General features: G+C 66.6%; 13 protein-coding genes. 6 read left to right on the top strand and 7 right to left on the bottom strand.

Going from position 1 to position 13,854, the window contains the following annotated elements; genetic code table 11:
• Positions 1-112 precede the first annotated feature (112 nt).
• From fghA to AC3FJ6_RS21230, 4 genes are all read right to left on the bottom strand, one after another.
• Complete coding sequence (gene fghA / locus AC3FJ6_RS21245; RefSeq protein ID WP_488773614.1) at positions 113-961, bottom strand: S-formylglutathione hydrolase; 849 nt, start codon at positions 959-961, stop codon at positions 113-115.
• 11 nt (positions 962-972) lie between these two features.
• Positions 973-2,079: an S-(hydroxymethyl)glutathione dehydrogenase/class III alcohol dehydrogenase gene (locus AC3FJ6_RS21240; protein ID WP_488773613.1), complete on the bottom strand. Its 1,107-nt coding sequence runs from the start codon at positions 2,077-2,079 to the stop codon at positions 973-975.
• Between the two features lie 124 nt (positions 2,080-2,203).
• Positions 2,204-3,583, bottom strand: a complete 1,380-nt coding sequence (locus AC3FJ6_RS21235) for an NTP/NDP exchange transporter (protein WP_488773612.1) — start codon at positions 3,581-3,583, stop codon at positions 2,204-2,206.
• A 27-nt stretch (positions 3,584-3,610) separates the two neighbouring features.
• Positions 3,611-4,534, bottom strand: coding sequence for an aldo/keto reductase (locus AC3FJ6_RS21230; protein ID WP_488773611.1), 924 nt, complete (start codon positions 4,532-4,534; stop codon positions 3,611-3,613).
• A 252-nt stretch (positions 4,535-4,786) separates the two neighbouring features.
• On the opposite strand from AC3FJ6_RS21230, the gene AC3FJ6_RS21225 reads away from it, so the two are divergent.
• From AC3FJ6_RS21225 to AC3FJ6_RS21205, 5 genes are all read left to right on the top strand, one after another.
• A complete protein-coding gene (locus tag AC3FJ6_RS21225) occupies positions 4,787-5,653 on the top strand; it encodes a branched-chain amino acid ABC transporter permease (protein ID WP_488773743.1) in 867 nt (288 codons plus the stop codon).
• Entirely contained in the window at positions 5,650-6,639 is a 990-nt protein-coding gene (locus AC3FJ6_RS21220; RefSeq protein WP_488773610.1) for a branched-chain amino acid ABC transporter permease, read from the top strand. Before AC3FJ6_RS21225 ends, AC3FJ6_RS21220 begins: the two co-directional genes overlap by 4 nt.
• On the top strand, positions 6,636-7,388 hold the full coding sequence (locus AC3FJ6_RS21215) for an ABC transporter ATP-binding protein (RefSeq protein ID WP_488773609.1): 753 nt from the start codon (positions 6,636-6,638) through the stop codon (positions 7,386-7,388). The genes AC3FJ6_RS21220 and AC3FJ6_RS21215 overlap by 4 nt, the downstream gene beginning before the upstream one ends.
• Positions 7,381-8,100 carry an ABC transporter ATP-binding protein gene (locus AC3FJ6_RS21210; RefSeq protein WP_488773608.1) on the top strand — a complete coding sequence of 240 codons (720 nt, stop codon included), beginning with the start codon at positions 7,381-7,383 and terminating at the stop codon, positions 8,098-8,100. The genes AC3FJ6_RS21215 and AC3FJ6_RS21210 overlap by 8 nt, the downstream gene beginning before the upstream one ends.
• A gap of 115 nt (positions 8,101-8,215) precedes the next feature.
• A complete protein-coding gene (locus AC3FJ6_RS21205; protein ID WP_488773607.1) occupies positions 8,216-8,716 on the top strand; it encodes a GNAT family N-acetyltransferase in 501 nt (166 codons plus the stop codon).
• A 41-nt stretch (positions 8,717-8,757) separates the two neighbouring features.
• Here the strand turns inward: AC3FJ6_RS21205 and AC3FJ6_RS21200 are convergent, their stop codons facing one another.
• The 3 genes from AC3FJ6_RS21200 to AC3FJ6_RS21190 form a co-directional block, all read right to left on the bottom strand.
• A complete protein-coding gene (locus AC3FJ6_RS21200) occupies positions 8,758-9,081 on the bottom strand; it encodes a c-type cytochrome (protein ID WP_488773606.1) in 324 nt (107 codons plus the stop codon).
• Positions 9,078-10,337 (bottom strand): PQQ-dependent sugar dehydrogenase, encoded by a 1,260-nt coding sequence (locus AC3FJ6_RS21195; RefSeq protein WP_488773604.1) that lies wholly within the window; start codon positions 10,335-10,337, stop codon positions 9,078-9,080. The genes AC3FJ6_RS21200 and AC3FJ6_RS21195 overlap by 4 nt, the downstream gene beginning before the upstream one ends.
• A 152-nt stretch (positions 10,338-10,489) precedes the next feature.
• Positions 10,490-11,671 (bottom strand): ABC transporter substrate-binding protein, encoded by a 1,182-nt coding sequence (locus tag AC3FJ6_RS21190; protein WP_488773603.1) that lies wholly within the window; start codon positions 11,669-11,671, stop codon positions 10,490-10,492.
• A 397-nt stretch (positions 11,672-12,068) separates the two neighbouring features.
• On the opposite strand from AC3FJ6_RS21190, the gene AC3FJ6_RS21185 reads away from it, so the two are divergent.
• The coding region (locus AC3FJ6_RS21185) for a phospholipase D-like domain-containing protein (protein ID WP_488773602.1) at positions 12,069-13,854 on the top strand (1,786 nt) is incomplete at its 3' end.

The raw sequence follows: 13,854 nt of genomic DNA, 5'->3' as shown, positions 1-13,854 counted from the left end.
AGGGTCGGATGGTTCTGTTTGCGACAGGCCGCAATTTGAACCTCGGCGCCCTCTCCCCCGACCCCTCTCCCATTTCATGGGAGAGTGGAGCCGATTGGAGCCGTGTCCGTGCTCAAAGCCGCTCCGCGTGATGCCGGATATGGTCGGCGATAAACGTCGAGATGAAGTAGTAGCCGTGGTCGTAGCCCGCGTGCCGGCGTAGCGTCAGCGGCTGGCCGGCTTTCTCGCAGGCCGCCTCGAACGCTTCGGGGTGGAGCTGTTCGGCCATGAATTTGTCGGCCAGGCCCTGGTCCACGAGGATGCCGGCCGGGAACGGCGCCGATGCCTGTCCGGCCATCAGTGCGCTGGCGTCGTGCTGCGCCCAGCGGCTGCGGTCCTCACCCAGGTAGCCCGTGAATGCCTTGATGCCCCACGGACACTGCGAAGGCGCGGCGATTGGCGCGAACGCCGAGACCGAACGGAACCGCTGCGGGTAGCGTTGCGCCAGCACCAGCGCGCCATGCCCGCCCATCGAATGGCCGAAGATGCCGACGCGTGCAGCGTCGGCGGGCAGTTCGCTGGTGACCAGGTGGAACAGTTCGTCCGCCACGTAGCTTTCCATGCGCCAGTGCATGCGCCACGGCGCCTCGATGGCATCGACATAGAAGCCGGCGCCAACCCCGAAGTCCCAGGCATCGGCCTCGCCGGGCACGTGTGCCCCGCGCGGGCTGGTATCGGGCGCCACCAGGATCAGGCCGTGCTGCGCCGCGTACTGCTGCGCGCCAGCCTTGATCATGAACGTTTCCTCGGTGCTGGTCAGGCCAGCGAGGTAGAACAGGGTCGGCAGCGGCTTCGCGTTGGCGGCAAGCGCCTGCGGCGGCAGGAAGACCGAGAACCGCATCGGCAGCCCGATGGCCGCCGACTGGTGCTGGTAGAAACGCTGGACGCCGCCGTGGCAGCCGTGTTCAGACAGCAGTTCCATGGGCCGTTGCCTCAGTAAAGGACGACCGAGCGGATCGACTCGCCGCGCTTCATCAGGTCGAAACCCTCGTTGATGCGGTCGAGCGGCAGCGTGTGCGTGATCAGGTCGTCGATGTTGAGCTTGCCTTCCATGTACCAGTCGACGATTTTCGGCACGTCGGTGCGGCCGCGCGCGCCGCCGAAGGCCGAACCCTTCCACTCGCGGCCCGTCACCAGCTGGAACGGGCGCGTCGAGATCTCCGCGCCGGCCTCGGCCACGCCGATGATGATCGACTTGCCCCAGCCCTTGTGGCAGCACTCCAGCGCCTGGCGCATGACCTGCGTATTGCCGATGCACTCGAACGAGTAGTCGGCGCCGCCATCGGTCAGTTGCACGATGTGGTCCACCACGTTTTCGACGTCCTTCGGATTGATGAAATGGGTCATGCCGAACTTGCGGGCCATGGCTTCGCGGCCCGGGTTCAGGTCGACGCCGATGATCTTGTCGGCGCCCACCATCCTTGCCGCCTGGATCACGTTGAGGCCGATGCCGCCGAGCCCGAACACCACCACGTTGGCGCCCGCTTCGACCTTGGCCGTGAACAGCACCGCGCCCACACCCGTGGTCACGCCGCAGCCGATGTAGCAGACCTTGTCGAACGGTGAATCCGGACGGATCCTGGCCAGCGCGATTTCCGGCACCACGATGTGGTTGGCGAACGTCGACGTGCCCATGTAGTGGAAGATCGGCTTGCCGTCGATCGAGAAGCGCGAGGTGCCGTCGGGCATCAGGCCCTTGCCCTGGGTCGAGCGGATGGCCTGGCACAGGTTGGTCTTGCGCGACAGGCAGAACTTGCACTGGCGGCATTCCGGCGTGTACAGGGGGATCACATGGTCGCCGGGCTTCAGCGACGTCACGCCCGGGCCCACGTCGGTGACGATGCCCGCGCCTTCGTGGCCCAGGATGGCCGGGAAGATGCCCTCGGGGTCGGCGCCGGACAGCGTGTAGTAGTCGGTATGGCAGATGCCCGTGGCCTTGATTTCGACAAGGACCTCACCGGCGCGCGGACCGTCGAGATCCACCTCTTCGACGGTGAGCGGGGCGCCGGCTTTCCAGGCGATGGCGGCTTTGGTCTTCATGAGGCAACTCCTGTACGAATGGGGTAGGGCGGCATGTGCCGCCAGCACGGCAAGCACTATACGGGCATCGGTGCAATGCGGCCAGACCGGCGCGCGATTATCGGCTGGCCTTGTGGGGTGGCGGTCATTGACCTTCCTTTGCCGGCCGGGCCAGTACCGTTGGCGCGGTGCCGGCTTGCGCCGCGGTCAACTGGCCTTCATGCCGCCGCCCCAGCCACAGCCCGAGCCATGCCCAGCCGATGGCCAGTGCGGCGCCGGCCAGCGCCACAGTGGCCGGATGGCCGGACAAGGCATCGATGGCGGTGCGCACCCACGCGCTGACCGCGTCGCCGGCGCGATAGATCGCGGTGTCGATCACGTTTTTGGCCTTGTACTTGGTCTCGGGGTCGACCACCGTAAACAGCATTTCGCGGCCCGGCCGCAGCATCGCGTATTCGCCCACGCGCCGCACGATCATCGCCGCGGCCAGCACGCCGAATGTGGGCCACAACGCCAGCAGCAGAAAGCCGCCGGTCACGGCCAGCGGCACGGCCGTCAGCAGCGCCGTCACGCCGTAGCGCCGCGCCAGACGGCCCGAGAAGAAGATCTGCACGAGGATGGTCAGCGCCTGCACCGTGGCATCGAGCGCGCTGAACACCTGCGTCTGCTGCGCCCGGGTGGGAAAGGCCGCCGCCACCAGGCGGGCCTGCTCGAAATACAGGAACGTGCTCGACGTGGCCAGCAGGATCACGAACAGGCTGATGCCGAGCAGATAGCGCGAGCCCAGCACCATCGACAACCCGGCCCATAGTCCCCCGCCGACCGGCTGTGCGGGGTCCTGCGCGGCCGGTCCACCGTGCGCCATGCCGTCGGCCACACCCGCCCCCAGCCTGCGCCGCCATGCGAACAGATAGCCCACCATGGGCAGCGTCGCGGCCAGCAGCGCCGCCGACAGCAGCATCAGGCCGGTCAGGCCGATGCGGCCCACCAGCCAGCCGCCCATGACCGGCCCGGCCAGTCCGCCGGCACTGGCGCCTGCCGCGATCAGCGCGAACAGCCGCCGCGCCTGCTCGGGACGGAACACGTCGGCCATCAGGCTCCAGGCCACCGACACCACGAACAGGTTGAACACCGACAGCCACACGTAGAACACGCGCGCCAGCCAGACGCTGTCCGGCAGTGCGCGCGTGACCGCAGCAAACGCCAGCAGGTTGGCGATGAAGAACGCGTAGACCCACGGCACAAAGCGCCGGCGTGGCAGCCACTTGCAGCAGGCGCCGTAGAACGGGATGGCTACCAGCATCACCACGAACGTGGCCGTGAACAGCCATTGCAGGTTTTGCACGCCGCCTGCGATGCCCATCGTCTCGCGCACGGGCCGCAGCATGAAGTAGCTGGCGAACAGGCAGAAGAAGAATACGAAGCCGGCCACGACGGCGGCGCGTTCGCCGGCGCGCAGCCCCAGCACGGTGCCCTCTGGCGGTTCGCCGGGTCCGGTGTCGGGGGACGGGGCCGGTGTATGCATGCGCCGATCGGGGCCGGGCGTCCGCAGTCAGGCCAGCGCCGCGGCGATGCGCGCGCGTTCGCGGGTGTCGGGCATGCGCCCGAACGCCGCGCCCAGGTTGTCGGCCATGTTCTTCGGCTTGGATGTGGCAGGAATGGCGGCCGTCACGGCGGGATGGCTGACAATGAATTTCAGGAACAGCTGGGCCCAGGACGTGCAGTCCACCTCGCCGGCCCACTCGGGCACCGGCTTGCCGCGCACTGCCGAAAACAACCGGCCGTCCTGAAACGGGCGATTGACCAGCACGGCCACGCCGCGTTCCTCGCACAGCGGCAGCAGCGTCTTTTCGGCGTTGCGCTCGCCCAGCGAATAGTTCACCTGCAGGAAGTCGAGCTTTTCGCTGCGCAGAATCTGCGCCAGTTCGGCGTGCGCATCGTCGCGGTAGTGGGTGATGCCGATATAGCGCGTCTTGCCCTGTTCCTTCCACTGCCGCAGCAGCTTCAGGTTGTCGCGCCAGTCGATCAGGTTGTGCACCTGCAGCAGATCGACGCTGTCCGAATGCAGTTCTGCGCGGGATCGCGTGAACTGCGCCATGGCGTTGGCGGCACTGGTGGATATCTTGGTGGCGACGAACACCTTGCCGCGCGCGCCGGCGTCCTGCAGCAGGTCGCCGGTCACGGCCTCCGCGCTGCCGTAGCTGGGCGCGGTGTCGATCACGGGCTTGGGAATGCGCTGCAGCAGCTCGGCCAGGACTTCGGTCAGCGCCGCGCGGTCGTCGCTGTCCCGACCTACGTTGAACGTGTCGGCCGTGCCCATGCCGATTACCGGCAGCGCCTCGCCCGAGGCCGGCACCTTGCGGCGCATCGGCGCTTCCACGGTGGCGGCTCGCGCGGCGGCGGCCAGCGCGGGCCCGGCCGGCAGCGCGGCCAGCCCGGCGGACATCCCCAGAAAGGTGCGGCGGTCGATTGGCATGACGGTTCGTCCCTTGGCGGCGGTCCGAATGACCTTAGCGCGTGCGGCAGTCGATGTAAACCCGACAACGCTCCGGGCACCGGGGGCGCAACCGTCGGCCCAACCCTTGTTGCGCCCGGTGCGGGGCTGGCGCCGCCCGGGTCCGGCCCGATTGCAAAAAAGCGGCGCCCACTGAACAATCGGCGCGGTATTTCCACCAGCCACAGCAGCGGCCATCCAACCCCATCCACCCTTACCGAGGACCGGATCGTGATTTCGAGTTTGCCCGGCGTGCTGTTCGACGGCGTGACATATGGCAGCCTGCTGTTCCTGATCAGCATCGGCCTGTCCGTGACGATGGGGCTGATGAACTTCGTCAACCTGGCGCACGGCGCGTTTGCCATGCTGGGCGGCTACGTGGCAGTCGTGCTGATGAACCGGCTCGGCGTGCCGTTCCTGGCGGCGCTGCCCGCAGCGTTCCTGGGCGCCGCGATGGCCGGCTGGGTGCTGGAGCGCACGCTCTATCGGCGGCTGTATCGGGCCAGTCATCTCGACCAGGTGCTGTTCTCGATCGGCCTGACCTTCATGGTGATGGCTGGCGCCACCTGGGGCTTCGGCCCCGGCCAGCAGCCGGTGGCGCTGCCGGCCTTCCTGATCGGGCAGGTCAGGGTGGCCGGCCTGGACCTGGGCGCCTATCGCCTGTTCCTGCTGGCGGTGGTGATCGTGATCACGCTGGCGCTGGGCTGGCTGGTGGCCCGCACCCGTTTTGGCGCGCAGGTGCGCGCGGCGGTGGATAACCAGCAGGCCGCCAGCGGCCTGGGCATCGACGTGGGGCGCGTGTTCAGCCTGACCTTTGCGTTGGGTTCCGGTCTGGCGGGCCTGGGTGGCGGCCTGGGCATCGATGTGCTGGGGCTCGACCCGTCGTTTCCGCTCAAGTACATGGTCTACTTCCTGCTGGTGGTTGCCGTGGGCGGCGCGGGCAGCATTCGCGGGTCGCTGGTGGCGGCGATGGTGCTGGGCGTGGCCGACGTGGCCGGCAAGTACTACGTGCCCGCGGTGGGCGCCTTCGTGATCTACGCGATGATGGTGCTGCTGCTGGTGGCGTTTCCGGCCGGCCTGTACGGGAGGCGCGCCGCATGATCCGTCATCGCCTGGCAGACGGCCGCTGGCACCCGGCCGAAATCGTCTTCTGGCTGATGCCGGTGGCCGTGTTCTTCCTGCTGCCCGACTACCTGATTCTGGGTAGTCAGATTCTGATTACCGGGCTTTTCGCGCTGTCGCTCGACTTGATCCTGGGCTATGCGGGCATCGTGTCGCTGGGCCATGCCGCGTTCTTTGGGCTGGGCGCCTACACGGCCGGGCTGCTGGGTGCACATGGCTGGGGCGAGCCGGTCTCCGGCCTGCTGGCTGCCGCGACGGTGGCGGCGTTCGCCGGCTGGCTCTGCAGCTTCCTGGTGGTGCGCGGCGGTGATCTGACGCGGCTGATGGTCACGCTCGGCATCGGTCTGATGCTGTTCGAGGCGGCCAACAAGGCGGCCTTCCTGACCGGCGGTGTCGATGGGCTGTCTGGCGTGAGCATGCGTCCGCTGCTGGGGATGTTCGCGTTCGATCTGTACGGCAAGACGGCCTACGTCTATAGCCTGGCGGTGCTGTTCGGGGTATTTGTGCTGGTGCGGCGCATCGTGGCGTCGCCGTTCGGCTTGTCGCTGCGCGGCGTGCGCGAAGGCGCGCGGCGCATGCCCGCGCTGGGCACCAATGTGCCCCGGCGCCTGCGTGCGGCCTTCACCGTGTCGGCGGCCATTGCCGGCGTGGCCGGCGGCCTGCTGGCCCAGACCACGCAGTTCGTGGGCATGGACGTGCTGGGCTTTCCGCGCTCGGCGGAGTTGCTGGTCATGCTGGTGCTGGGCGGCGCGGGGCGTCTCTACGGTGCGCTGATCGGCGCGGCGCTGTTCATGATCGCGCAGGACGTGCTGGCCGGGATCAACCCCGTGTACTGGCAGTTCTGGATCGGCCTGCTGCTGGTGCTGATGGTGCTGTATGCGCGGGGCGGAGTGATGGGGGCCATAGGCGCCTGGACGGCGCGTCGCCGGGCAACTGCCGCGCACGAACGGGGAGCCGACGCATGACCGCCACGCTGCGCACGGACGGGCTCTGCAAGTCCTGGGGCGCGTTTGCCGCCAATACCGATATCTCGCTGACCTTCGCGCCCGGCGCGCGGCATGCCTTGATCGGGCCCAATGGCGCGGGCAAGACCACGTTCATCAACCTGCTGACGGGGGCCTTGCCGCCGTCGGCCGGACGCATCTGGCTGGGCGAGCGCGATATCACGTCGCTGCCGCAGCACGCTCGCGTGAAGCTGGGCATGACGCGCACGTTCCAGATCAATACGCTGTTTCCGGGGCTGACGGTGCTGGAGTCGGTGGTGCTGGCGGTGGCGGAGCGCACCGGCGCATCGCGGATGTGGGCCCGCACGGTGGCGTCGCAGGCGGCGCTGGCGGACGAGGCCATGTCGGTGCTGGCGCTGCTGCGGCTGGAGCGCGACGCCGATACCGAGACGCGCCAGCTGCCGTACGGCAAGCAGCGGCTGCTGGAAATGGCACTGGCGCTGGCCACGCGGCCGTCGATCCTGCTGCTGGACGAACCGGCGGCGGGCATCCCCGCAGGCGAGAGCGCCGAACTGTTTGCGGTGATTGCGGCCCTGCCGCGCGACATCACGATTGTCTTTATCGAGCACGACATGGACCTGGTGTTCCGCTTTGCCGAACGCATTTCGGTGCTGGTGGGCGGGCGGGTGCTGACGGAGGGCACGCCGGCCGAGATTGCCGCCGACGCACGCGTGAAGGAGGTGTATCTGGGAGAGGCCGCCCATGCGTGAACTGCTGCGGGTTGCGGGACTGAGCGCCGGTTACGGCGATGCCATCGTGCTCGAACAGATCGACCTGACGCTGGCCGCCGGCGACAGCCTGGCGCTGCTGGGCCGCAACGGCGTGGGCAAGACCACGCTGCTGGCCACACTGATGGGCATGACGCGCGTGCGCGGCGGCCAGCTAAGCTGGCGGGGCGGCGATCTGGCGAAAATGCCATCGCATCGGCGCGCGCAGGCGGGCATCGGCTGGGTGCCGCAAGAACGCTGGATCTTTCCGTCGCTGACCGTGGAAGAGCACCTGACCGCGGTGGCGCGGCCCGGGCCTTGGGATATCGCCGGTATCTATCGGGAATTTCCGAGGCTGGAAGAGCGGCGCCGCAACCTGGGCAACCAGCTCTCGGGCGGCGAGCAGCAGATGCTGGCGATGGCCCGCGCGCTGATGGTGAATCCGGCCCTGCTGTTGCTGGACGAGCCGATGGAAGGCCTGGCGCCCATCATCGTGCAGGAGTTGCAGCGCGTGATCGCGCGGCTGATTGCCGATAGCGGGATGGCCGTGATCGTGGTGGAGCAGCATGCCAGGATGGCGCTGGCGATGACCGGCCAGGCGATGGTGCTGGATCGCGGCAGGGTCGTGCATCGATCGGACAGTGCCAGCCTGCTGGCCAACGGGGCGCTGCTCGACCGTCTGGTGACAGTGCGCCACGGCGATGGATCACGCTAGAAATCGCCCAATTTCTTTCAGATTCGTCTTATTTCGATGGAAGGTGGTGCCAGGCACAATGTCTGCCCCGGCGTGATATCCGAACTTCCCCCCGAACCATCAACAGATCACTGACATGGAAATACGCGCGATCGAGCCCGACGACCTGGAACTGATTTGCCACCATCGCGAGTCCATGTTCCTGGAGGCGGGCTTTGCCCCAGACACCCTGCGCACGATGACGCGGCATTTTCGCGACTGGCTGCGTCCCCGGTTGGCCAATGACACGTATTTTGGCCTGCTGGCGCTGGACGGCGGCAGGCCGGTGGCCGGCGTCGGGCTGATGCTGATCGACTGGCCACCCCATCCCGCGCATCCGGATCAGGACAAGCGCGGCTATGTCTTGAATGTCTATGTGGAGCCGACCCACCGCAAGCGCGGACTGGCCCGGCAACTGATGTCGCTGGGCGAGGACGAACTGGCGCGGCGCGGTGCCACCTTCACGATCCTGCATGCCACGGAGGCGGGCCGGCCGCTGTACCAGCAGGAGGGCTGGCGCCAGACGTCCGAAATGTCGAAGGTCATCGCCGGCACCGTGCCGCCGCCAGCGGGCGGGCGCGCGCCTTCCGGCACCTGATCGTGCCCGAAGGCCGCCGGAATACGACAGGGCGAAGGCCGCTACGGCTTGAGACCGCTGTAGAAGGCTGCCAGGTTGGCGATGTCCGCGTCGCTGAGCGGCTTGGCCATCATTGTCATCATCTCGTCCTTGCGGGCGCCGGTCTTGTAGTCCTTGAGCGCCTTGACCAGGTACTGCTCGACCTGGCCGGCCAGGTGGGGTGCCTCGGGCAGTTTCGACTTGCCGTCGAGCCCGTGGCAGGCCTGGCACTGCATGGCCTTGGTCCGGCCGGCCTGGGCGTCGGCGGCCAGCGCGGGGATGCTGGCCGACACCAGAAGCCAGCCCGACAGCAGCACCAGCGTGCCAATACGGAGTCTGCCGGTCATTTCGTGCCCGAGTACGAGATCCGGTAGATCGCGCCGGCGAAGTCGTCCGAGACCAGCAGCGAGCCGTCCTGCAGTTGCTGCACGTCTACCGGGCGGCCCATGTACTCGCCATTCGGCGTGAGCCAGCCTTCGGCAAAGATCTCGGTCTCGCCAACGGTGCCGTCCGACTTCACCGAGGTGTAGACGATCCGCGCGCCGATGGGCTTGGTGCGATTCCAGGAGCCATGCTCGGCCGCGAAGACGCCGCCGTGGTACTTGGCCGGGAACATCTTGCCGGTGTAGAACGACATGCCCAGGTCGGCCGCATGGGGCGCGTATTCCACCACCGGGAAGACCACGTCCTTGGGTGGCTGCTGGTCCTTGTACTCCACGGTGCGCACCTTGCCGCCGCCATACCACGGAAAGCCAAAGTTCTGGCCCGCCTTGGTGGCGCGGTTCAGCTCGCCGGGCGGCTGGTCGTCGCCCATGCCGTCCACCTGGTTGTCGGTGAACCAGAGCGTCTTGTCGGCCGGATTGAAGTCGAGCCCGACCGAGTTGCGCACGCCGTGGGCATAGACCTCGCGGTTCTTGCCGTCCTGGCCGATGCGGATGATGCCGGCCAGGCCGTTCTTGTCCATCGCGGCCAGCTTGTCCTTGGGCGGTACGTTCCACGGCTGGCCCAGCGCAATATAGACCTTGCCGTCGGGGCCCACCCGGCACGCCCGCGCGCCGTGGTTGAAGCTCTCGAATTCGGTCGGGATCAGCTTGCCCTGGGGCACCACCACGGCAGCGGCCACGTCGGGCCCGCCTTCGCCAAAGAACTGGGCGGCCGGGAAGGCCAGCACGCGGTTCTGCTCGGCCACATAGAGTACGCCGTCCGGCGAGAAGCACACGCCATTGGGCACCTTGAAGCTGATGGCGCTGGCGAACTGGACCACGTCGTCGGCCACGCGGCGCTTGGTGCGGTCGGTCACCTGCCAGACGCGGTTCTTGCGCGTGCCGACGAACACCACGCCCGTGGACGGCTCGATGGCCATGTGGCGCGCCTCGGGCACGACGGCATATAACTCGATCTTGAAGCCCGGCGGCAGCTTGATGGCCTTCAGGTTCTCGCGCAGCGCGTCGGCATGCTTGCCGTCCTGGGCGATTTTCTCGGCGGGCGCGGCCCCGGTCTGCTTGAAATCCTGAAGCTTCTGCAGGTTGTCGGCGGGCGCTGCGAGCAAGGGTGAAGCGGCCACGACCAGCGACGCGGCCAGGGCAACGGCTGAGCTCTTCATCGGGATGTCTCCAGAGTCCTTGTTATGTGACGGCATGGGCAGGCGCCGCCAGACAAGGTTAGGTCAGCTTTTCCCGCAAGGGAATTGCACAATCCTGTCTTCGCGATGAAAGATTTCGACAGGGGCGGGCGTCCCCGGCCTGCGCTGCCTGCCTATTTGCCCGAGTCCTTGACGCCCTCGAACTTGTCGAATTCGACGTTGTAAAGCTCGCCGCCGACTTTTTCCACCTTGCGGATATAGACGGTCTGGATCACATCGCGCGTGGCCGGGTCGATCATGATCGCGCCGCGCGGGCTCTGGATCTTCATGCCCTTCAGGGCCGCCAGGAACTTGTCGCCGTGGGTGGCGCCGCCGGTCTTCCTGAGTGCGTCGTAGATGGCGGCCATGCCGTCGTACGCGGCCACGGCCATGAAATTCGGACGGCCGGCGCCTGGGTTGGCATCGGCGAAGGCCTTCAGGAAGGCCTTGTTTTCCTTCGAATCGTGCGCCGCCGAGTAATGGAACGACGTGATCACGCCCAGCGTGGCGTCGCCCATGGCCGGCAGCACGTGGTCGTCGGTCAGGTCGCCGGTGGCGATCACGCGGATGCCGGCATCGGCCAGCCCCCGCTCGCGGAAGCCCTTCATGAACGCCACGCCCTGTTCGCCGGCCGGCAGAAACAGAAACACCGCTTCTGGGCGGGCGTCTTTGATGCGCTGGATGAATGGCGCGAACTCGGGGTTGCGCAGCGGCACGCGGATCGATTCGACGATCTGGCCGCCACCGCCCAGGAAATTGGTCTTGAACGCGGTCTCGGCGTCGATGCCGGGCGCGTAGTCGGCCACCAGCGTCACCACCTTCCTGACGTTGTTGCGCACCGCCCAGGTGGCCATGGGGGCGGAAATCTGCGGCAGCGTCATCGACACGCGCGCGATGTAGTTCGACTTGGTGGTGATGACTGACGAGGCCGCGTTGAAGATCACCATCGGCTTTTTGGCCTGCTCGGCGATCGGCGCCACGGCCAGCGCCTCCGGCGTCAGGCCGAAGCCGGCCAGGATGTCCACCTTGTCGCGTACCACCAGTTCCTGAGCCAGCCGCTTGGCCACCTCGGGGACCGGGCCGGAGGTGTCCTTCACGATGATCTGGACCTTGCGGCCCGCCACGGTGTCGCCGTTCAGCTTCTGCCAGGCCTTGATGCCGCCTTCCATCTGCTTGCCATAGTCGGCAAAGCTGCCCGAGAACGGCGCAATCAGCCCGATCTTTACCGGCTCGGCGGCGTGGGACAGCGGGGAATGCATAAGGACGGCAACGGCGCCGCACGCCATCATGGCGCGGCGCAGCAGACTGAACGTCATGGAGGTCTCCCGAAAGTGCAGCATCGGACGGCTGCATCGATCAGGGAGTGTAGGAGGGGCGCGGGGATTGTGCTACCCGGGTTTTTTCTCCCCCCTCCCTCCGCTTCCGCGCATTCAACGTGATCTCCCCTTCCGATTTGTCCGAGAGCCGTGGCAAGTAGTCTTGTCCGGGGTCGATCGCCTCAGTTTCATCAATCGTATTTCGACGAAAAGCGTCGGCCATTGCGTCGAGTTAATTCCTGGCTTTGTCAGCAACTTCCCGAGGCGTAGTCGGTGTAGGGTGCCTCGCGTCCCAGCCTCTCACCGACAAGGAGCCGCCAGCATGAGTCGGAATCCCATCACGACCCCGATTGCGCTGTCGCGCACGCGCACTGCCACGATCGCCTTGAAGTGGTTTGTGGAACGTTCGGAATATGACCCGGCGCAATGCACGTTCAAGCCGCTTGTGAACGGCGAAGAGGCGTTCGGCGAGGTTTACGACGCCATCCTGGCCGCACGGCGTTCGGTGGACATCATCTGCTGGGGTTTCCAGCCCTCGATGTACTTCAAGCGCGGCCATGCGGATGTCATGACCATCGGCGAGTTGCTGGCGCACAAGGGCGCCCAAGGCGTGAAGGTTCGTCTGCTTTGCTGGCAGGACGACCTCGCCATGGCGGCCTGGAGCGAAAACAACGCACCGGGCAACAACCTGGCAACGTACGTCAAGCCGCACTTGCCTGACTGGATGGTGTCGGGCATGGCGCAGCGCGACTACCAGAGCAAATTCCAGCGCGAGTTCGACCGTGCATGGTATGCGCGCGCCAATGGAACCAACGTGACGCGAGGGGGCAGTCTGGACGAGGAAGCGGCGCGCCGGGTGCTGCGCCAGATGGCCCGCGCAGCGGGCACGACGTTCCCCGGCATCGAATTCGCGACCCGCGGCTTCTCGCTTTGGGACCGTGCGGAGATTGCCTACCGGACCTTGCTGCAGGGCGATCACAAGGAGAGCGACGGGCGTACCAAAGCGAAAAACGCGGCCGTCATGACCGCCATTCCCACGCATCACCAGAAGATGGTGGTGATCGATTATGAGGAGCCCGAGCATGCCGTGGGCTTCGTCATGGGCCACAACATGCTCGATACCTACTGGGACCGGGACGACCACAGCTTCCATCGACAGCACCCGAGACTGGGCCGGAACGGTCTGCACCCCCGGCAGGACATTTCTGCCCGCGTCGCAGGCCCGGTGCTGAAATACCTCAACAAGAACTTTTGCGAAGCGTGGGATGGCGCGACGGGCCAGCGGCTGATGGAGGCAAGGCGGCCGCTCGCCAGTCGTCTCACGTTGCGGCGCGACGGCAACACGCCGGTGGTGGGGCAGCTGTTGCGGACCAATCCCCAGGGAAACCGGTTCGATATCGAGTCCCTGTACCTGCAGGCGGTGAACAACGTCACGCGATTCATCTATATCGAGAACCAGTATTTCCGGCTGCCGATGCTTGCCGAGAAGATCAAGCAGGCGGTGGCCGCCCAACTGCGCGGCGGCCGCGACCTGAAGAAGCATGGCCCCATCTACCTGTTCGTGGTGACCAATTCGAGCGACGAAGGGATGGGTCCGGGGGCACTGAAGACATACCGGATGCTGGAGGCGCTGGGCAAGGCCGACGCGATGCCGGCCGTGGCGAAGCTGGAACGCGAGGACGCGCGCCAGGCCGATCTGCGCCGCCAGCACAAGGAGGCAGGCGCGCAAGCCAGGGCCGCTAAACAGGATATGGACGAGGCGAATGACCTGGCGCATATCGACAAGGCATTCGCCATCAAGAGGCTGCACGAGGCGCGGGAACGCTTTGGCAAGGCGCGCCAGAAACAGGCCGATCTGGAAGCGGAAATGGCCAAGCCCGCCGAGGAAGTTGGACCGCCACCCGAAATCGAAGGACTCAAGTTGCATGTCTGCACGCTGGTGGCACCCGATTCTCCGCCCGGTAAATGGGATTACGTCTACGTGCATTCCAAACTGATGATCGTCGACGACGTATTCATGACGTTGGGCTCCGCCAATATCAATACCCGCAGCATGATCGGCGATAGCGAATTGAATATCTGCCACGAACATTCTGGGGTGACCACGCCATTACGCAGACGGTTATGGGAGATTCATACGAAGGGGATGGGGGCGCAGGAGGATGTGGAGGAGGCATTTGAGG

Source organism: Cupriavidus sp. 94F1 (assembly GCF_057798875.1).
Note: the sequence above shows the minus strand (reverse complement) of the source record. Positions and strands in the feature narration are given on the sequence as shown.

Bases quoted from the DNA above. Each gene is read 5' to 3' on its own strand.
- fghA (WP_488773614.1), bottom strand. From the start codon at position 961: ATGGAACTGCTGTCTGAACACGGCTGCCACGGCGGCGTCCAGCGTTTC.
- AC3FJ6_RS21240 (WP_488773613.1), bottom strand. From the start codon at position 2,079: ATGAAGACCAAAGCCGCCATCGCCTGGAAAGCCGGCGCCCCGCTCACC.
- AC3FJ6_RS21235 (WP_488773612.1), bottom strand. From the start codon at position 3,583: ATGCATACACCGGCCCCGTCCCCCGACACCGGACCCGGCGAACCGCCA.
- AC3FJ6_RS21230 (WP_488773611.1), bottom strand. From the start codon at position 4,534: ATGCCAATCGACCGCCGCACCTTTCTGGGGATGTCCGCCGGGCTGGCC.
- AC3FJ6_RS21220 (WP_488773610.1), top strand. From the start codon at position 5,650: ATGATCCGTCATCGCCTGGCAGACGGCCGCTGGCACCCGGCCGAAATC.
- AC3FJ6_RS21215 (WP_488773609.1), top strand. From the start codon at position 6,636: ATGACCGCCACGCTGCGCACGGACGGGCTCTGCAAGTCCTGGGGCGCG.
- AC3FJ6_RS21210 (WP_488773608.1), top strand. From the start codon at position 7,381: ATGCGTGAACTGCTGCGGGTTGCGGGACTGAGCGCCGGTTACGGCGAT.
- AC3FJ6_RS21205 (WP_488773607.1), top strand. From the start codon at position 8,216: ATGGAAATACGCGCGATCGAGCCCGACGACCTGGAACTGATTTGCCAC.
- AC3FJ6_RS21200 (WP_488773606.1), bottom strand. From the start codon at position 9,081: ATGACCGGCAGACTCCGTATTGGCACGCTGGTGCTGCTGTCGGGCTGG.
- AC3FJ6_RS21195 (WP_488773604.1), bottom strand. From the start codon at position 10,337: ATGAAGAGCTCAGCCGTTGCCCTGGCCGCGTCGCTGGTCGTGGCCGCT.
- AC3FJ6_RS21190 (WP_488773603.1), bottom strand. From the start codon at position 11,671: ATGACGTTCAGTCTGCTGCGCCGCGCCATGATGGCGTGCGGCGCCGTT.